Annotated in this window: 13 protein-coding genes and 1 tRNA gene; 12 read left to right on the top strand and 2 right to left on the bottom strand. The window is 70.8% G+C overall.

What is annotated here, in order from left to right; translation table 11 throughout:
- Positions 1-24: 24 nt before the first annotated feature.
- The 4 genes from gltB to DEJ27_RS04690 all read left to right on the top strand — a co-directional run bounded on the left by gltB (position 25) and on the right by DEJ27_RS04690 (position 8,890).
- Positions 25-4,629 (top strand): glutamate synthase large subunit, encoded by a 4,605-nt coding sequence (gene gltB / locus DEJ27_RS04705; protein ID WP_375231891.1) that lies wholly within the window; start codon positions 25-27, stop codon positions 4,627-4,629.
- Entirely contained in the window at positions 4,622-6,079 is a 1,458-nt protein-coding gene (locus DEJ27_RS04700; protein ID WP_110858958.1) for a glutamate synthase subunit beta, read from the top strand. Before gltB ends, DEJ27_RS04700 begins: the two co-directional genes overlap by 8 nt.
- A 140-nt stretch (positions 6,080-6,219) precedes the next feature.
- On the top strand, positions 6,220-7,665 hold the full coding sequence (gene pyk, locus DEJ27_RS04695) for a pyruvate kinase (protein WP_017887208.1): 1,446 nt from the start codon (positions 6,220-6,222) through the stop codon (positions 7,663-7,665).
- A 130-nt stretch (positions 7,666-7,795) separates the two neighbouring features.
- Positions 7,796-8,890 (top strand): VIT1/CCC1 transporter family protein, encoded by a 1,095-nt coding sequence (locus tag DEJ27_RS04690; RefSeq protein WP_111090419.1) that lies wholly within the window; start codon positions 7,796-7,798, stop codon positions 8,888-8,890.
- Between the two features lie 52 nt (positions 8,891-8,942).
- On the opposite strand, the gene DEJ27_RS04685 is transcribed toward DEJ27_RS04690, so the two are convergent.
- Entirely contained in the window at positions 8,943-9,482 is a 540-nt protein-coding gene (locus tag DEJ27_RS04685) for an HdeD family acid-resistance protein (RefSeq protein WP_181419974.1), read from the bottom strand.
- 151 nt (positions 9,483-9,633) lie between these two features.
- Here DEJ27_RS04685 and DEJ27_RS04680 point away from each other — a divergent pair, with 151 nt between their 5' ends.
- From DEJ27_RS04680 to DEJ27_RS04655, 6 genes are all read left to right on the top strand, one after another.
- Positions 9,634-11,175 carry an aldehyde dehydrogenase family protein gene (locus DEJ27_RS04680; RefSeq protein WP_111090417.1) on the top strand — a complete coding sequence of 514 codons (1,542 nt, stop codon included), beginning with the start codon at positions 9,634-9,636 and terminating at the stop codon, positions 11,173-11,175.
- Complete coding sequence (locus DEJ27_RS04675) at positions 11,175-11,573, top strand: DUF779 domain-containing protein (protein WP_111090416.1); 399 nt, start codon at positions 11,175-11,177, stop codon at positions 11,571-11,573. The genes DEJ27_RS04680 and DEJ27_RS04675 overlap by 1 nt, the downstream gene beginning before the upstream one ends.
- A 52-nt stretch (positions 11,574-11,625) precedes the next feature.
- Positions 11,626-12,795: a helix-turn-helix domain-containing protein gene (locus tag DEJ27_RS04670; RefSeq protein ID WP_146244649.1), complete on the top strand. Its 1,170-nt coding sequence runs from the start codon at positions 11,626-11,628 to the stop codon at positions 12,793-12,795.
- A gap of 55 nt (positions 12,796-12,850) precedes the next feature.
- Positions 12,851-12,935, top strand: a tRNA-Leu gene (locus DEJ27_RS04665).
- A gap of 429 nt (positions 12,936-13,364) precedes the next feature.
- Positions 13,365-13,970 carry an ANTAR domain-containing response regulator gene (locus tag DEJ27_RS04660; protein ID WP_017887240.1) on the top strand — a complete coding sequence of 202 codons (606 nt, stop codon included), beginning with the start codon at positions 13,365-13,367 and terminating at the stop codon, positions 13,968-13,970.
- Between the two features lie 108 nt (positions 13,971-14,078).
- The gene (locus tag DEJ27_RS04655) at positions 14,079-14,549 is read left to right on the top strand and encodes a GNAT family N-acetyltransferase (RefSeq protein WP_110862741.1); all 471 of its coding nucleotides are present in this window, start codon (positions 14,079-14,081) and stop codon (positions 14,547-14,549) included.
- A gap of 16 nt (positions 14,550-14,565) precedes the next feature.
- Here DEJ27_RS04655 and DEJ27_RS04650 read toward each other — a convergent pair whose 3' ends face one another.
- Positions 14,566-14,934: a PaaI family thioesterase gene (locus tag DEJ27_RS04650; RefSeq protein ID WP_051596794.1), complete on the bottom strand. Its 369-nt coding sequence runs from the start codon at positions 14,932-14,934 to the stop codon at positions 14,566-14,568.
- A 101-nt stretch (positions 14,935-15,035) separates the two neighbouring features.
- Between DEJ27_RS04650 and polA the strand changes: the two genes are divergently transcribed.
- Together polA and DEJ27_RS04640 are read left to right on the top strand one after the other, a co-directional pair.
- Entirely contained in the window at positions 15,036-17,705 is a 2,670-nt protein-coding gene (gene polA, locus DEJ27_RS04645; protein ID WP_110862742.1) for a DNA polymerase I, read from the top strand.
- Between the two features lie 49 nt (positions 17,706-17,754).
- The gene (locus DEJ27_RS04640; protein WP_110862743.1) at positions 17,755-19,434 is read left to right on the top strand and encodes a DUF885 domain-containing protein; all 1,680 of its coding nucleotides are present in this window, start codon (positions 17,755-17,757) and stop codon (positions 19,432-19,434) included.
- Positions 19,435-19,564 lie beyond the last annotated feature (130 nt).

Here is a 19,564-nt window from a genome sequence, read left to right as displayed (position 1 = left end):
ACTTCCTCGTGAGGACGGTTCCCCATGGCGCTCCAGCCAACCCAGCCCTCGGCACCGACGAGCCTCGTGCCGCCGCACCGCCGCTTCTCCGCGATCCCGGACGCCACGGGCATGTACGACCCGGCGAACGAGAAGGACGCATGCGGGCTCGCGATGGTCGCGACCCTGCGCGGCACGCCCGGTCACGACATCGTCGACGCGGCGCTCGGTGCGCTCCGGAACCTCGAGCACCGCGGTGCCGTGGGCTCCGACGCGGGCACCGGTGACGGCGCGGGCATCCTGTGCCAGGTGCCCGACGAGTTCCTGCGGGCCGTCGTGCCCTTCGAGCTGCCGGCAGCGGGGGAGTACGCCGTCGGCACCGCCTACCTGCCCCTGGACGACGACGCGCGCCACGCGGTGAAGGGCGCCGTCGAGCGGCTCGCCCGCGAAGAGGGCCTGAAGGTCCTCGGGTGGCGCGAGGTCCCGGTGCGCCCGGAGGTCCTCGGCACGCTGGCCCGTGCCGCGATGCCGGCGTTCGAACAGCTCTTCGTCGCCTCCATCCGGCACGACCTGCACGGTGCCTCGTGGAGCGGCATCGCGCTGGACCGCCAGGCCTTCCGGCTCCGCAAGCGCGCCGAGCACGACAACGACCTGTACTTCATGTCGCTGTCGAGCCGCACCATGGTCTACAAGGGCATGGTCACGACGCTGCAGCTCGAACCGTTCTACCCGGACCTCAGCGACGAGCGCTTCGCCTCGAAGCTCGCGATCGTGCACTCGCGCTACTCCACCAACACGTTCCCGTCGTGGCCGCTCGCGCAGCCGTTCCGGACGATCGCCCACAACGGCGAGATCAACACGGTGCGCGGCAACCGCAACTGGATGCGCGCCCGCCAGTCGCAGCTCGAGAGCGAACTGCTCGGCGACATGGCCCCGCTGCTGCCCATCGTGAGCCCGGGGGCGAGCGACTCGGCCTCGTTCGACGAGGTCCTCGAGCTGCTGACCCTGACCGGCCGGACCCTGCCGCACGCCGTGTCGATGATGGTTCCCGAGGCATGGGAGAACCAGGTCGGGATGGACCCGGACCTCCGCGCGTTCTACGAGTACCACTCGATGCTCATGGAGCCGTGGGACGGCCCCGCCGCGATCACCTTCACCGACGGCTCGCTCGTCGGCGCCACCCTCGACCGCAACGGCCTGCGCCCCGGACGCTTCCTGGTCACGGACGACGGCCTCATCGTGATGGGCTCCGAGACCGGGGTCATCGACGTGCCGGCCGCCAAGGTCGTGCGCAAGGGGCGTCTGCGTCCGGGCCGGATGTTCCTGGTGGACACCGAGGCCGGTCGCATCATCGAGGACGACGAGGTCAAGCGCGAGCTCGCCGCCTCGGGTCCCTGGGGCGACTGGCTCGAAGCCGGCCGCATCAACCTCAACGACCTGCCGGAGCGCGAGCACATCGTGCACACCCCGGCCTCGGTCACCCGTCGTCAGCGCGCGTTCGGATACACCGAAGAAGAGGTCAGGATCCTGCTGCGCCCGATGGCGGCAGCGGGGGCCGAACCGCTCGGTGCGATGGGCTCGGACACCCCGATCGCCGTGCTGTCGGAGCGTCCGCGCCTGCTCTTCGACTACTTCACGCAGCAGTTCGCGCAGGTGACCAACCCGCCGCTCGACTCGATCCGCGAGCAGGTCATCACCTCGATGGGGATGGGGCTCGGTCCGGAGCGCAACCTGCTCTCCGCCGGTCCCGAGCACGCGAAGCAGATCACGCTCGACTTCCCGGTGATCGACAACGACCAGCTCGCCAAGGTGCAGCACTTCGAGACCGAGTCGGGTCGCCACCTGACCGTCACGATCAAGGGCCTGTACCGCGTCGACGCCGGCAAGAAGGCGATGCAGAAGCGCATCGCTGCCGTGTGCGACGAGGTCGACGCCGCGATCGAGTCCGGCAAGCAGTTCATCGTGCTGTCCGACCGCGACGGCAACTCCGAGCAGGCACCGGTGCCGAGCCTCCTGCTCCTCGCCGCGGTCCACCACCACCTGATCCGCACCGAACAGCGCATGAAGGTCGGGCTCATCGTCGAGGCCGGCGACGTGCGTGAGGTCCACCACGTGGCGACCCTCATCGGGTACGGCGCCTCGGCGATCAACCCGTACCTGGCGATGGAGACCTGCGAGAACCTGGTGCGCGCCGGCATGATCCCCGGGATCACCCCGGAGCAGGCCGTCAAGAACGTCATCAAGGCGCTCGGCAAGGGCGTGCTGAAGATCATGTCGAAGATGGGCATCTCCACGGTGTCCAGCTACGCCGGTGCGCAGGCGTTCGAGGCCGTCGGGCTCAGCCAGGAGTTCGTCGACAAGTACTTCACGGGCACCTCGTCGATCCTGGGCGGCGTCGACATCGACGTCATCGCCAAGGAGAACGCCGAGCGGCACGCCCAGGCGTACCCGCAGGACGGCGCGGTGCTCTCCCACGAGCGACTGCAGATCGGCGGCGAGTACCAGTGGCGCCGTCAGGGCCCGCCGCACCTGTTCAACCCGGACACGGTGTTCCGCCTGCAGCACGCCACGCGTGCTCGCCGGTACGACATCTTCCGCGAGTACTCGAGCGCCGTCAACGACCAGTCCGAGCAGCTCATGACGCTCCGCGGGCTGTTCCGCTTCAAGCAGGGCACGCGGAAGCCCATCGCGCTCGACGAGGTCGAGTCGATCGAGTCGATCGTCAAGCGGTTCAACACCGGTGCGATGTCCTACGGGTCCATCTCGAAGGAAGCCCACGAGACGCTCGCCATCGCGATGAACCGACTCGGCGGTCGCTCGAACACGGGCGAGGGCGGCGAGGACGTCGACCGGCTGCTCGACCCCGAGCGCCGCAGCGCGATCAAGCAGGTCGCCTCCGGCCGCTTCGGCGTGACGAGCATGTACCTCACGCACGCCACCGACATCCAGCTCAAGATGGCGCAGGGTGCGAAGCCCGGCGAGGGCGGTCAGCTGCCCCCGGCGAAGGTCTACCCGTGGGTGGCACGCACCCGGCACGCCACCGCGGGCGTCGGCCTCATCTCGCCGCCGCCGCACCACGACATCTACTCCATCGAGGACCTCAAGCAGCTGATCTTCGACGTCAAGCGGGCCAACCCGGCCGCCCGCGTCCACGTGAAGCTCGTGAGCCAGTCCGGCATCGGTGCCGTCGCGGCCGGCGTGACGAAGGCCCTGGCCGACGTCGTGCTCGTGTCCGGCCACGACGGCGGCACCGGCGCGAGCCCGCTGAACTCGCTCAAGCACGCCGGCACCCCGTGGGAGATCGGCCTGGCCGAGACCCAGCAGACGCTCATGCTGAACGGCATGCGCGACCGCGTCGTCGTGCAGGTGGACGGGCAGATGAAGACCGGGCGCGACGTCGTCGTGGCCGCGTTGCTCGGTGCCGAGGAGTACGGCTTCGCGACCGCCCCGCTCGTGGTCGAGGGCTGCATCCTGATGCGGGTCTGTCACCTGGACACCTGCCCGGTCGGCGTCGCCACGCAGAACCCCGAGCTCCGCAAGCGGTTCTCCGGCAAGCCCGAGTTCGTCGTGAACTTCTTCGAGTTCATCGCGCAAGAGGTGCGCGAGCTCCTCGCCGAGCTCGGCTTCCGCAGCCTCGACGAGGCCATCGGGCAGACCGACGTGCTCGACGTCGACCGTGCCGTCGAGCACTGGAAGGCCTCAGGGCTCGACCTCGCGCCGGTGCTCAAGGGACCGCACTTCGACGACGCCGAACCGCGCCGCCACCACCGCGAGCAGGACCACGAGCTGGACCAGCACTTCGACGTGCAGCTCATCCAGCAGACCGCGGACGTGCTCGACCACGGCGGTTCGATCGCGCTCGACCTGCCCATCCGCAACACCGAGCGCGCCGTCGGCACCATGCTCGGCCACCAGGTGACCCTGCGACACGGCGAACACGGTCTGCCGAACGGTTCGATCGACGTGACGCTGCGCGGTTCCGCCGGGCAGTCGCTCGGCGCGTTCCTGCCGGCGGGCATCACGCTGCGGCTGATCGGCGACAGCAACGACTACGTCGGCAAGGGGCTCTCCGGCGGCCAGATCGTCGTCCGCCCCGACGCCGGCTCGGGCTTCGACCCCGCCGAGAACGTCATCGCCGGCAACGTCATCGGGTACGGCGCCACCCAGGGCAGCATGTTCATCCGCGGCATCGTGGGCGAGCGGTTCCTGGTGCGGAACTCCGGTGCCACGGCCGTCGTCGAGGGCGTGGGCGACCACGCGCTTGAGTACATGACGGGCGGGCTCGCGCTCATCCTCGGCGAGACCGGCCGGAACCTCGGTGCCGGCATGTCCGGTGGCACGGCGTACGTCCGTGGGCTCCGCGAGGAGCACGTGAACACCGACGCCCTGGCGTCCGGCGAACTCCGGCTCGAGGCGCTCGACAGCGCCGACGTCGAGATCGTCACCGACCTGCTCACCCGGCACGCCGACGAGACGGGGTCGACGCTCGCGTCCGACCTGCTGGCGTCCGGAGACCTGAGCGACTTCGTCAAGGTGCTGCCGCGCGACTACGCGGCGGTGCTCGAGACGCGCAGACAGGCCGTCGACGAGGGGCTCGACCCCGACGGTGACATCGTTTGGAACAGGATCATGGAGGTGACCGGTGGCTGACCCCAAGGGATTCCTGAAGGTCCAGGAACGCGAACTCCCGCCCCGGCGACCCGTGCCCGTGCGGCTCATGGACTGGAAAGAGGTCTACGAGCAGCAGGAGTCCGGTGTCCTGAAGCGCCAGGCCGGCCGCTGCATGGACTGCGGCGTGCCGTTCTGCCACCAGGGCTGCCCGCTCGGCAACCTGATCCCGGAGTGGAACGACCTGACGTGGCGCGGTGAGGGCCGGCAGGCGATCGAGCGCCTGCACGAGACGAACAACTTCCCGGAGTTCACGGGTCGGCTCTGCCCCGCGCCGTGCGAGTCGTCGTGCGTACTCGGCATCAACCAGCCCCCGGTGACGATCAAGCAGGTCGAGGTCTCGATCATCGACCAGGCGTTCCAGAACGGTTGGGTCACGCCCCACCCGCCGGAGCGCCTGACGGGCAAGACCGTCGCCGTCGTGGGCTCCGGCCCCGCCGGGCTCGCCGCCGCGCAGCAGCTCACGCGTGCCGGCCACACGGTCGCCGTCTACGAGCGGGACGACCGCATCGGCGGCCTGCTCCGTTACGGCATCCCGGACTTCAAGATGGAGAAGCGCCAGATCGACGCGCGTCTCGCTCAGATGCAGGCCGAGGGCACCCGGTTCCGTGCCGGGGTCGAGATCGGTAGGGACATCACCTGGGACGACCTGAAGTCACGCTACGACGCGGTCGTCGTCGCCACCGGTGCCACGGTGCCGCGCGACCTGCCGATCCCGGGGCGCGACCTCGAGGGCGTGCACTTCGCCATGGACTACCTGGTCCAGCAGAACAAGGCGAACGCGGGTACGACGGTCGACAACCAGATCACGGCCGAGGGCAAGCACGTCGTCGTCATCGGCGGCGGCGACACCGGCGCGGACTGCATCGGCACCGCCCACCGCCAGGGCGCGTTGAGCGTGACGAACCTGGCGATCGGCAAGCAGCCGCCGCTCGAGCGTCCGTCCGACCAGCCGTGGCCGATGTTCCCGACCGTGTTCGAGATCACGAGCGCCCACGAAGAGGGCGGCGAGCGGCACTTCCTCGCCTCCACCGTCGAGTTCCTGTCGAACGACGCCGGCGAGGTCCGCGCGCTGCGGGTCGCCGAGACCGAGTACCTCGACGGCCGACGGGTCCCGAAGGCGGGCAGCGAGCGGGAGATCCCGGCCGACCTCGTCCTCATCGCGATGGGCTTCACCGGCCCCGAGTCGGACACGATCGAGCCGCAGCTCGGTCTGCCGACCACGGTCTCCGGGGCGCTCGACCGCCGTGCCGACTACGCGACCAACGAGGCCGGCGTGTTCGTCGCCGGCGACGCGGGTCGTGGGCAGTCGCTCATCGTGTGGGCGATCGCCGAGGGCCGTGCCGCGGCCGCCCAGGTCGACGAGTACCTCGAGGGCTCCACGATCCTGCCGGCACCGGTCAAGGCGACCGACCGGGCGATCTCCGTCTGATGTCGGCGATCCACCAGATGCTCACGCTCCCGTGAGCGCGAGGCCACCAGCACTCGGTAGGGTGCTGGTGGCCTCGCTTCGTTCCGCGCGGCCCCACAGCGCGGAAACCCAAGCTCCATCCACCACCACGAAGGAATCCATTGAGACGCGCAAAGATCGTTTCGACGCTCGGACCGGCAACGTCGGACTACGAGACCGTCAAGGAGATCATCGAAGCGGGCGTCGACGTCGCCCGCCTCAACCTCAGCCACGGTGACTACAGCGTCCACGAGGCCAACTACGTCAACGTCCGTCGTGCCGCCGAAGAACTCGGCAAGCCCGTTGCGATCCTCGTCGACCTGCAGGGTCCGAAGATCCGTCTGGCACGCTTCGCCGACGGTCCGCACGACCTGGCGGTCGGTGACATCTTCACCATCACGACCGAGGACGTCCCCGGCTCGAAGGAGATCTGCGGTACGACGTTCAAGGGCCTGCCGCAGGACGTCAAGCCCGGTGACCCGCTCCTCATCGACGACGGCCGTGTCCGCCTCCGTGTCCTCGACACCGACGGCGTGCGGGTCCGCACCGAGGTCGTCGTCCCCGGCACGGTGTCCAACAACAAGGGCATCAACCTGCCCGGTGTCGCCGTCAACGTCCCCGCGCTGAGCGAGAAGGACGAGGCCGACCTGCGCTGGGCGATCCGCCAGGGCGCCGACCTCATCGCGCTGTCGTTCGTGCGCAACGCGAGCGACGTCGTGCGTGCCCACGAGATCATGGACGAAGAGGGCAAGCGCCTGCCGGTCATCGCCAAGGTCGAGAAGCCCCAGGCCGTCGACGCGCTCGAGGAGATCATCGACGCCTTCGACAGCATCATGGTCGCCCGCGGTGACCTCGGCGTCGAGCTCCCGCTCGAGGCCGTCCCGATCGTGCAGAAGCGCGCCGTCGAGCTGTCCCGCCGCATGGCGAAGCCGGTCATCGTCGCGACGCAGATGCTCGAGTCGATGATCTCGTCGCCGATCCCCACCCGCGCCGAGACGTCCGACGTCGCCAACGCCGTCCTCGACGGTGCCGACGCGGTCATGCTGTCCGGTGAGACGAGCGTCGGTGAGTACCCGGTGCAGACCGTCCGCACCATGGCCCGCATCGTCGAGTCCACCGAGGACCACGGTCTCGAGCGCATCGCCCCGCTCGGCACCAAACCGCGCACCCTCGGCGGAGCGATCACCCTCGCCGCCGTCGAGATCGCCGAGTTCACCGAGGCGTCGTACCTCTGCGTCTTCACGGAGTCCGGCGACTCGGCCCGCCGCATGTCGCGCCTGCGCCACGGTCTGCCGATCATCGCCTTCACCCCGAACGAGGCCACGCGCCGCCGGATGGCCCTCACGTGGGGTGTTCGTTCGTTCCTGGTGGAGCGGAAGACCCACACCGACGAGCTCTTCTCGCAGGTGGACGACGTCCTGCTCGAGAACGGCCTGGCCGCCCCCGGCGACCGCGTCATCGTGACGGCCGGGTCCCCTCCCGGCATCGAGGGCTCGACGAACGACCTGCGCGTGCACCGGGTGGGCGACGCCCACGCCGAGGCCGCGCCGGCGTACGTCCGGGACTGATCCCGAGGCTCCGTCGCCACCAGGGCGCGGACTGGAGGCCCGGTGCGAGCAGCGCCGACCGCTTCCGGGCCGCGCCCTGCCGCGTCTCCACGGCCCTGGCGGTGACCGGACGTCGGCCGCAGGCGGCAGGATGGTCGCTGTGAGCCTCCGATCCGACACCCCGGCGCCGCGCGCCGACGTCCGCCGCTGGCGTCGCTACCTGGCCGACGAGCGTGCCGAGGCGGCCGTGTACCGCAACCTCGCTGCCCGCCGTTCCGGCGAGGAGCGCGAGATCCTCGCCGCGCTGGCCGAGGCCGAGGGACGGCACGCCGACCACTGGCTCGACCTGCTCGGCGACGACGTCGGACGCCCGCAGCGGGGGAGCCTGCGCACCCGGGTGCTCGCCGTGCTGGCCAAGCGGTTCGGGTCGGTCTTCGTCCTCGCGCTCATGCAGCGCGCCGAGGACCGCTCGCCGTACGCCGACGACTCGGACGCGACCGCGCGGATGGCCGCCGACGAGCGGATCCACGGCGAGGTCGTGCGCGGGCTCGCGAACCGTGGCCGGATGCGGCTGTCCGGCACGTTCCGGGCGGCGGTGTTCGGCGCGAACGACGGCCTGGTGTCCAACCTGGCGCTCATCATCGGCATCAGCGCTTCGGGGGCCGACCGGCACTTCGTGCTGCTGAGCGGCATCGCCGGCCTGCTGGCCGGTGCGTTGTCGATGGGGGCGGGGGAGTACGTCTCCGTCCGGTCGCAGCGCGAACTGCTCGAGGCGTCCGCGCCCCATCCCGAGGCCGGCAGGGCGGTGTCGGACCTCGACGTCGACGCGAACGAGCTCGCCCTGGTCTACCGGGCGCGCGGGATGTCCGAGGCCGAGGCGTCCGAGCACGCCGCGCAGGTGCTGTCCGGCATCGGTGAGCGGCGGCCGGCGACCGGTTCCACCGCGGTCGCCGACGACCACGAGGCGGTCGGCACCGGGCTGAGCGCCGCGGTGTCGAGCTTCTGCTTCTTCGCCTCGGGCGCGATCATCCCGGTGCTGCCGTTCCTGTTCGGCATGCAGGGGTGGCCGGCCATCGCGGTGGCCGGCGGGCTGGTGGGCATCGCCCTGCTCGGCACCGGTGCCGTCGTCGGCGTGCTGAGCGGAGCGTCTCCCGGCAAGCGGGCCTTCCGGCAGCTCGCCATCGGGTTCGGTGCGGCGATCGTCACCTACGCACTCGGGCTGCTCTTCGGCACCGGGTCGGCCTAGCGGCGGACGGCAGGGGCGCCGCGGTCGAGCAGCGGACGGCGGCGCTCGGCGGCTAGCGGCGAACGGCAGCGCGCGGCGGCAGGAGCAGCAGGGCCGCGGCCCCGACGACGATGAGCGCGATGCCGGCGAAGACCATGAAGACGGTCAGCGCGAGTCCGGGCGCGACGAGCACGACGATGCCCCCGATGATGGACAGCACGCCGCTGACGATCGTCGGGACGCGTGACGATCCCGGGTGGCCGACGAAGCCGCCGACGATCGCGGCGACCCCCTCGATCAGGAACCCGACCCCGGCGAGCACGGCGTAGACGACGAGCGGGATCGCCGGGTCGAGCAGCGTCACGAGCCCCGCGACCGCGACCAGACCGCCGACGATGCCGGACGTCCACCGCCACACCGGCCGGGTGCCGTGGCCCCGCACCGCGGCGAAGACGCGCAGTGCCCCGGCCACGACGAGGTACACGCCGAACAGCAGCGCCACGAGCACGAGCGACGGGCGGGGCCAGACGATGGCCACGATGCCCAGTGCGATGGCGACGACCGCGGTGACGACGACGAACACCCGGAACGTCCTGACTGCACGAGAATCCACGAGCGCTCCTCCCTGATCGCCAGCGCTGGTGTCCAGAACGCTACCCGTCCGAGCCCCGGGCCGTGCAACGACCTGCAACCCCCGCGGTCGTACCGTGCGGAGCAGGCGCGCGACCCGTGCGCCCCGACAGCGTCGTCGAAAGGGCACCACCATGACCATCGCACCCTCGCCCACCAGCTCCGCCGCACCCGGCGAGCCCGGCTCCCTGGTCGAGTACCGATCCCGGTACGACCACTTCATCGGCGGCGAGTACGTGCCGTCCGCCAGCGGGCAGTACTTCGAGAACCCGACGCCCGTCACGGGCAAGGTGTTCACCGAGGTGGCCCGCGGCGACTCGACGGACGTCGACCGCGCCGTCGCCGCCGCCTGGAAGGCGTTCCCGGCCTGGGGCCGGACGAGCGCGGCCGAGCGCGCTGTCATCCTCAACAAGATCGCGGACCGCATGGAGGAGCACCTCGAGGTGCTCGCCGTCGCCGAGACGTGGGAGAACGGCAAGCCGATCCGCGAGACCCTCGGCGCGGACATCCCGCTCGCGATCGACCACTTCCGGTACTTCGCCGGGGCGATCCGTGCGCAGGAGGGGTCCGCCGGCGAGATCGACCACGACACCGTGGCCTACCACTTCCACGAACCGCTCGGCGTCGTCGGGCAGATCATCCCGTGGAACTTCCCGATCTTGATGGCGGTGTGGAAGCTCGCCCCGGCCCTCGCCGCCGGCAACTGCGTCGTGCTGAAGCCCGCCGAGCAGACCCCGGCGTCCATCCACGTGCTCGTCGAGCTCATCCGCGACCTGCTGCCCGCCGGGGTGCTCAACGTCGTCAACGGCTTCGGCATCGAGGTCGGCGCACCGCTCGCGCAGCACCCGGACATCCGGAAGATCGCCTTCACGGGGGAGACCACCACCGGGCGGCTGATCATGCAGTACGCCTCGCAGAGCCTCATCCCGGTGACGCTCGAGCTCGGCGGCAAGAGCCCGAACGTGTTCTTCCCCGACGTGGCGGCCGAGAAGGACTCCTTCTACGACAAGGCGCTCGAGGGCTTCACGTTCTTCAACCTGAACCAGGGCGAGGTCTGCACGTGTCCGTCCCGGGCACTGGTGGCGGAGGAGATCTACGACGGGTTCGTCGCCGACGGCCTGGAACGCGTCCGTGCCGTCAAGCAGGGGCACCCCCTCGACCTGTCCACGATGATCGGCGCCCAGGCGTCGAACGACCAGCTCGAGAAGATCCTGAGCTACATCGACATCGGCAAGCAGGAGGGTGCGACGCTCCTGACCGGGGGTGAACGCGCGGACCTGGGCGGTGAACTCTCGGGCGGCTACTACGTCACCCCGACGGTGTTCGAGGGCGACAACTCGATGCGGATCTTCCAGGAGGAGATCTTCGGGCCCGTGCTCGCCCTGACGTCCTTCAGCGGCTACGACGACGCGATCGCCACGGCCAACGACACCCTGTACGGGCTCGGCGCCGGGGTGTGGAGCCGTGACGTCACGACCCTGTACCGCGCCGGACGTGACATCCAGGCCGGGCGGGTGTGGTCGAACACCTACCACCAGTACCCGGCGGGTGCGGCCTTCGGCGGCTACAAGCAGTCCGGCATCGGGCGCGAGAACCACAAGATGATGCTCGACCACTACCAGCAGACGAAGAACCTGCTCGTTTCCTACGCCGACGGGCCGATGGGCTTCTTCTGATGCCCGACACGGCACGCGTCGCGGCGACCCCGGCGGCGGGGGAGCTCCTGCGCACCCTCACCACCCGGCACGGCCCGCTGATGTTCCACCAGTCCGGCGGCTGCTGCGACGGCTCGAGCCCGATGTGCTACCCCGTCGGCATGTTCCGGACCGGCCCGGGGGACGTCCTGCTCGGCGCGTTGCAGGTCGACGGGCTGGACCCGGTCGAGGTCTACATGTCGGTGTCGCAGTTCGAGTACTGGAAGTACACGCACCTGACGATCGACGTCGTCGACGGCCGGGGCGGCGGGTTCTCGGTCGAGGTCCCCGAGGGCAAACGGTTCCTCACCCGGTCGCGGATGTTCGACGACGCCGAGCTCGCCGATCTCGGCCTGGTCCCGCGGGTGGCCCGGACGTAGGCTGACCGCACGCGTCGCGACGGAGCGGCGGGTGGGGTCGATCGGAGGACGCATGCGCGCACCCGGTCGGCTCCGCCCGCTCGTCGCCGCGTCGTGGCAGCGGTCCGCCCGGGTCGACCCCGACGCCGCCCCGGTCCTCGCCCTCGGCGACGAGGAACTCGATGCCGTCCGGCACGACGGCCCCCTCGCCACCCTGCTGCCGGTGGTCCGTCGGCTGCTGCTCGACGACTCCCGCTCGGCCGGGTGCGTCGTCGCCGTCGCGGACGCCGCGGGTCGTCTCGTCTGGGTCGACGGTGCCCGCTCCACGCGTCGCGCCGCCGAGGACATGGGCTTCGTCCCCGGAGCCGACTGGTCGGAGGACCGCATCGGCACCAGTGCGCCCGGCACGGCACTGCGCCTGGACCGTCCGGTACAGATCCGCTCCGATGAGCACTACGCGAACGCCGTCAAGCCCTTCTCGTGCACCGCCGTCCCGGTGCACGACGCGAGCGGCGCCACCGTCGGGGTGCTCGACCTGACGGGCGACGACCGCGCAGTCGAACGGCACACGCTGTCGCTGCTCGCCGCCACGGTCGCCGCAGCCGAGGCCCAGCTCGCCCTGGCCGCGGTCCGCCCACCGGTGCGGACACCCGGCGTGCCGTCGGCCGAGCTGACCGTGCTCGGTACCGACACCGCCGTGCTCCGGATCGCCGACCGCCGGGTCGAGCTGTCCGCCCGGCACTCCGAACTGCTCGTCGTGCTCGCCGCGCACCCCGCCGGCCTCGCGGCGACCGACCTCGCCGCCGCCGTCTACGGAGACCCGGGCTCGGTCGTCACCCTGCGCGCCGAGGTCGTCCGGCTGCGCCGGGTCCTCGCGCAGCACGCCCCGGACGTGACCGTGACGTCGCGGCCGTACCGGGTGACCGGGGTCCGGACCGACGTCGACGGCGTGCTGTCCGCGCTCGAACGCGGGGCGCGCCTCCAGGCCGTCGACCGGTACGCCGGACCGGTCCTGCCGGGCTCCGCCGCACCCGGCGTCGACGCTGTCCGTGACCTGGTGCGGCTGCGGTTCCGCGAGTCGGTCGTCGCCGACGGCGGCGTCGACGCCCTGCTCGCGTGGGCGCGCACCCCGGACGGTGCGACCGACGCGCTCGTGCTCCGCGCGCTGCTCGCGGTGCTGCCGCGGCGGTCGCCGCGACGGGCTGGTCTGGTGGCGGCGATCGAGGCGCTCGAGGGCTCCTGAGACGGTCGACGACGGGCCGGGAGGCGCGGGTCGGGCTGGTAGTGTTGGCCTCCTCGCGAGTGTGGTGGAATCGGCAGACACGGGGCACTCAAAATGCTCTGCCTCACGGCGTGCGGGTTCAAGTCCCGCCACTCGTACCAAGATGCTCACGGCGTGCGGGGCAGCACCGATCCGCGTCCCGCCACTCGTACCAAGATGCTCACGGCGTGCGGGGCAGCACCGATCCGCGTCCCGCCACTCGTACCAAGATGCTCACGGCGTGCGGGGCAGCACCGATCCGCGTCCCGCCACTCGTACCAAGATGCTCACGGCGTGCGGGGCAGCACCGATCCGCGTCCCGCCACTCGTACCAAGATGCTCACGGCGTGCGGGGCAGCACCGATCCGCGTCCCGCCACTCGTACCAAGATGCTCACGGCGTGCGGGGCAGCACCGATCCGCGTCCCGCCACTCGTACCAAGATGCTCACGGCGTGCGGGGCAGTACCGATCCGCGTCCCGCCACTCGTACCAAGCATCGTTCTGCGTGGTCTGGGATACGGCACTTCCGTCGTCTAGTAGGCTTTCGCCCGTGAGTGACACAGAAGCAACAGCACCAGCACCCCGTCGCGTCGTCGTCGCCGAGGACGAGTCGCTCATCCGCCTCGACATCGTGGAGATCCTCCGCGACAACGGGTTCGACGTGGTCGGTGAAGCCGGTGACGGTGAGACCGCCGTCCAGCTCGCGACCGACCTCCGCCCCGACCTCGTCGTGATGGACGTCAAGATGCCCCAGCTCGACGGCATCTCCGCAGCCGAGAAGCTGTCCAAGAACCACATCGCGCCCGTCGTCCTGCTGACCGCGTTCAGCCAGAAGGACCTCGTCGAGCGTGCCACCGAGGCCGGTGCGCTGGCCTACGTGGTCAAGCCCTTCACCCCGAACGACCTGCTCCCCGCGATCGAGATCGCCCTCTCGCGGTACCAGCAGATCATCACGCTCGAGGCCGAGGTCGCCGACCTCGTCGAGCGCTTCGAGACCCGCAAGCTCGTCGACCGCGCCAAGGGCCTGCTGAACGAGAAGATGGGCCTCACCGAGCCCGAGGCGTTCCGCTGGATCCAGAAGGCCTCGATGGACCGCCGCCTGACCATGCACGACGTGGCGAAGGCGATCATCGAGCAGCTCAGCGCCAAGAAGTAGTCCAGCGCTCCACCGTCGCTCACGGAACGCCGCCGGCCCCCTGGGGTCGGCGGCGTTCCTGCGTCCGAGGGCGGGGCGTGTGTCGCGACCACCTGGCAGGCTGGAGCCATGGACGACGTGGTGATCCGGGCCTCCCGGCCTGACGACATGCCGGCGGTGGCCGACCTGCGGTGGCGGTGGAGCGTGGACGAGGGCGGCGCTCATCCGGTGGCGAGCGTGGAGGCGTACCGCGATGCCATGACGGCGTTCGCCGCCGACCACGCGGAGTCGCACCGGTGCGTCGTCGCGGAGCGGGACGGTGTCGTGCTCGGCATGGCGTGGCTCGGGCTCGTCGCGCGACCGCCGCTGCCGGACCGGCCGGGGCGCCGGCTGACCGCCGACGTGCAGACGGTCTACGTGCACCCGGAGCTGCGCGGTTCCGGCGTCGCCGGACGGCTCGTCACGGCCCTGCTCCAGGTCGCCGACGAACTCGGCGTGGAGCGGACGTCGGTGCACTCGAGCGTGGACGGCGAGCGGCTCTACCGGCGGCTCGGGTTCGGCGACGCCCGCCTGCTGCTGCAGCGGCCGCCGGAGGACTGAGCCGTCGGTCCGTCGGTCAGCGACGCTCGCGGATCATGTTCGTGATCCGGACGGTGGAGCACCGGCGACCCTGGTCGTCGGTCAGGACGATCTCGTGGGTGGTGAGCGTGCCGCCCAGGTGGATGGCGGTGCACGTGCCCGTGACGATGCCGCTCGTGGCGCTGCGGGAGTGCGAGGCGCTGAGCTCGATGCCGACGGCGTAGCGGCCAGGCCCGGCGTGCACGTTGGCGGCCATCGAACCGAGGCTCTCCGCGAGGACGACGTAGGCGCCGCCGTGCAGCAGGCCGACCGGCTGGCGGTTGCCCTCGACGGGGATCGAACCGACCGCCCGCTCGGCCGAGAGCTCGGTGATGACCATGCCCATCTTCTCGGCCAGCTCGCCCATGCCGCGTTCGTCGAGGCGGGGATCGATCGTGGTCGATGTGGTGTCGTCGGTCACGGTCTGCGTCGACCTTCCGTGTCAGCGGGCGTCGGTAGGCTGTCCGGGTGTCGGACTCCGCAAAGCCTACCCTCATGGTCATCGACGGCCACTCGCTCGCCTTCCGGGCCTTCTACGCGCTGCCGGTCGACAGCTTCGTGAACCGCGAGGGGCAGCACACCAACGCGATCCACGGCTTCATCTCGATGCTGCTGATGCTCCTGCAGCGCGAGAAGCCCACCCACCTGGCGGTGGCGTTCGACATCTCCCGGTTCTCGTTCCGCACGCGTGAGTACGCCGAGTACAAGGGCACCCGCTCCGAGACCCCGGCCGAGTTCAAGGGACAGATCCCGCTCCTGCAGCAGGCGCTCGAGGCGATGGGCATCACCACCGTCACGAAAGAGGACTACGAGGCCGACGACATCCTCGCGACCCTCTCCAAGCAGGGTGCCGACCAGGGCTTCAAGGTCTACGTGGTCTCCGGCGACCGCGACTCGATCCAGCTCGTCAACGACGACGTCACCCTGCTCTACCCGTCGGTCCGCGGTGTCTCCGAACTCACCCGCTACGACCGCGACAAGGTTTACGAGCGGTACGGCATCGAGCCCCACCAGTACCCGGACATCGCCGCCCTCGTCGGCGAGACCAGCGACAACCTGATCGGCATCGACAAGGTCGGCGAGAAGACCGCGGTCAAGTGGGTGACCCAGTACGGGTCGCTCGACGGCGTCCTCGAGCACGCCGGCGAGATCAAGGGCGTCGTCGGCAACAACCTGCGCGAGCAGCAGGACCGGGCGATCCGGAACCGCCGGCTCAACCGCCTGGTCACCGACGTCGAGCTGCCCGTCGGTCCCGCCGACGTCGCGCTCCGCCCGGTCGACGAGACCGCGGTGCGCGAGCTCTTCGCGAAGCTGCAGTTCCGCACGCTGCTCGACCGCGTCTTCAAGGTGGCCGGGTCGGGCGACCCTGTCGAGCCGGCGGCCGAGGGCACCGTCACCGACGGCGCGCCGACCCCGCCGCCCGTCAAGACCCTGATCGACGAAGAGCTCGGCTACTGGCTCGAGCGCCGCAACGCGACCGAGGCGGCGAACGGCTACGGCGTCGCGGTCGAGGTCATCGACGGACGCCTCAGCGCCATCGGCATCGCGACGCACGACGACGCCGTGCTGGTGCCGGGCGGCAGCGGCGCGAAGGACTACGAGCAGCTCTCGGCCTGGTTCGCCTCCGACGCCCCGAAGCACTTCCACGACGCCAAGGCCGCGATCAAGGCGCTCGGCACCGCCGGCTTCGTCGTGAACGGCATCGCCGGCGACGCCCGGATCATGGGGTGGCTCGCGCAGCCCGGCAAGCAGGGGCAGCCACTGTCGGACCTCGTCTACCAGGAGCTCGGCGAAGAACTGCCGACGGCTGACCCCAACCAGCTGGTCCCCGAGACCGACCCGGTCAACGTCGGGGTGCACGCGTGGTTCGTGCTCCGCGTCACCACGGCCCTGCGCGCCCGGATCGACGCATCCTCGCTGCGGGTCCTCGACGACATCGAGCTGCCGCTCGTGTCGGTGCTGGCCGGCATGGAGACCATCGGTGTCGGCATCGACCGCCCGGTGCTCACCGGCCTGTCGAAGGAACTGGGGGAGCGCGCCGCCGAGCTCGCGCAGCAGGCCTTCGCCGAGATCGGGCACGAGGTCAACCTCGGGTCGCCGAAGCAGCTGCAGGAAGTCCTGTTCACCGAGCTCGCGATGCCGAAGACCCGCAAGACCAAGACCGGGTTCTCGACCGACGCCGCAAGCCTGGCCGACCTGCAGGAACAGCACCCGCACCCGTTCCTCGGGCTCCTGCTGCAGCACCGCGACGCCACGAAGCTCCGGCAGATCGTCGACACGCTCGACGCCGCCGTGGTCGACGGGCGCATCCACACCCGCTACGAGCAGACCGGTACGAGCACGGGCCGGGTCTCGTCGACCGACCCGAACCTGCAGAACATCCCGGTGAAGACGGCCGTCGGTCGCCGGATCCGGTCGGCGTTCGCGGTCGCTGAGCCGTACACGACGCTCGTGACCGCCGACTACTCGCAGATCGAGATGCGGATCATGGCGCACCTCTCCGGCGACCCGGGGCTCATCCAGGCCTTCAACGAGGGCGAGGACCTGCACCGCTTCGTCGGCGCCCGGGTGTTCGGCGTCGACCCGTCCGAGGTCTCCAACGAGATGCGCACGAAGGTCAAGGCGATGTCCTACGGCCTGGCCTACGGGTTGAGTGCCTTCGGTCTGTCGAAGCAGCTGCGCATCGAGCAGTCCGAGGCCCGCACCCTGATGACCGAGTACTTCGCCCGCTTCGGTGCGGTGCGCGACTACCTGCGCAACGTCGTCGAGCAGGCACGCGAGGACGGCTACACCGAGACGATCTTCGGTCGCCGTCGCCCGTTCCCCGACCTGAAGAGCCCGAACCGGGTCCTGCGTGAGAACGCCGAACGCGCCGCGCTGAACGCCCCGATCCAGGGTTCGGCCGCCGACATCATCAAGATCGCGATGCTCGGGGTCGCCGACGACCTGCGCGAGGGCGAGCTGCAGTCCCACCTGCTGCTCCAGGTGCACGACGAGCTCATCCTCGAGGTCGCGCCCGGTGAGCAGGAGCGTGTGGAGGAGATCCTCCGCACCCGGATGGGCAGCGCTGCCGAGCTGAGCGTCCCGCTCGACGTCTCGGTCGGCGTGGGGCCGAACTGGGAGAGCGCCGCCCACTGACCCGGGCTGCTCGGGGTCCTGCCGACCCACGGGTCGGTAGGGTCGGGGCATGAGCGAAGAGCGTCCTGTCCGCCAGCCGTCCGCCGTCGACCGCGTCGCCGAGGACTGGGTCACCACCCTCGTCGACCTCGACCCGACGACCGCCACGTACATCGGCGTCCCGGGGCGCACGGGGGAGTACGGCGACACCTCGCCCGCCGGTGCCGCCGCGATGGCCGAGGCCGCGCGCGGTGCGAAGCGTGCGCTCGACGCCGCTCCCGCCGTCGACTCCGTGGACCAGGTGACGAAGGCCGACCTCGGCGCCGAGCTGGACCTGGTGCAGGAGTCGTACGAGCGCAAGCTGCACCTCCGCGACCTCAACGTCATCGCGAGCCCGGCGCAGTCGGTCCGCGAGATCATCGACCTGATGCCGACCGCGACCGAGGGCGACTGGCAGGACATCGCGAGCCGGCTGCACGCGCTGCCGGACGCCCTCGAGGGCATCCGTGAGACCCTGCTCGAGGGCACCCGCGAAGACGTCACCCCGGCCAAGCGCCAGGTCGCCCTGGTCGCCGAGCAGGCAGCCCGGAACGGCGCCGAGGACGGCTTCTTCGCGCGCCTCGCCGAAGGCGCCGCGTTCGACGACGGTTCGCCGGTGCCGGACACGCTCCGCGCCGAGCTCACCCGCGGAGCCCAGGTCGCCTCGGCCGCGTACCGCTCGCTCGGGCAGTTCCTGGAGCACGAGCTGCTGCCGCTCGCCACCCCCGTGGACGCCGTCGGTCGCGAAGCCTACGAGCTCCACTCGCGCCGGTTCCTCGGGGCGGTCGTCGACCTCGACGAGACGTACGAGTGGGGCCTCGAGGAACTCGCGCGCATGCGGGACGAGCAGGAGCGCATCGCCGACCGCATCGAGTCCGGCGCGAGCGTCGCCCGGGCGATCGAGGTGCTCGACACCGACCCGTCCCGGATCCTGCACGGAACCGACGCGCTGCAGCGGTGGATGCAGGAGACGAGTGACGCGTCGATCGCCGCGATGGCCGGGACCTACTTCGACATCCCGGACCCGATCCGTCGCCTGGAGTGCCGGATCGCCCCCACGCAAGAGGGCGGCATCTACTACAGCGGCCCCTCCGACGACTTCTCCCGTGCCGGCCGCATGTGGTGGTCGGTGCCCGAGGGCGTCACCGAGTTCGGCACCTGGCGCGAGAAGACGACGGTCTACCACGAGGGCGTCCCCGGACACCACCTGCAGATCAGCCAGGGCGTCTACAACCGTGGCGAGCTGAACACCTGGCGCCGGCAGCTGTCCGGGGCCTCCGGGCACGTCGAGGGCTGGGCGCTGTACGCCGAGCGGCTGATGGAGCAGCTCGGGTTCCTCGACGACGACGGCGACCGGCTCGGCATGCTCGACGGGCAGCGGATGCGTGCGGCCCGCGTCGTGCTCGACATCGGCGTGCACCTGCAGAAGACGAACCCCGACGGCGGCGGCTGGACGTGGGAGTACGCGCTCGACTTCATGGGGCAGAACGTCAACATGGACCCGGCGTTCGTCCGGTTCGAGGTCGCCCGGTACTTCGGGTGGCCGGGGCAGGCACCCTCGTACAAGGTGGGTCAGCGCGTCTGGGAGTCCATCCGCGACGAGGTCGCCGCGCGCGAGGGAGCTGACTTCGACCTGAAGGCGTTCCACCACCGTGCGCTCTCGCTCGGCAGCATCGGCCTCGACACCCTCCGGACCGCGCTGGTCGGGTGACGCGCCGTCGACACGCCCGGTTGTGGGGCCTCCGCCGGTGCGGTTAGACTTGTGCGGCGCAATCCGCGCCACTCAATCAATCGCCACGGCGGTGCACCACGGGGGCCGAGTCCCCGCACGCCATGGCCCG

Origin of the sequence: Curtobacterium sp. MCPF17_018 (assembly GCF_003234135.1) — a bacterium.
GTDB lineage: Bacteria > Actinomycetota > Actinomycetes > Actinomycetales > Microbacteriaceae > Curtobacterium > Curtobacterium flaccumfaciens.
This window is presented reverse-complemented; position numbering and strand designations above follow the sequence as displayed.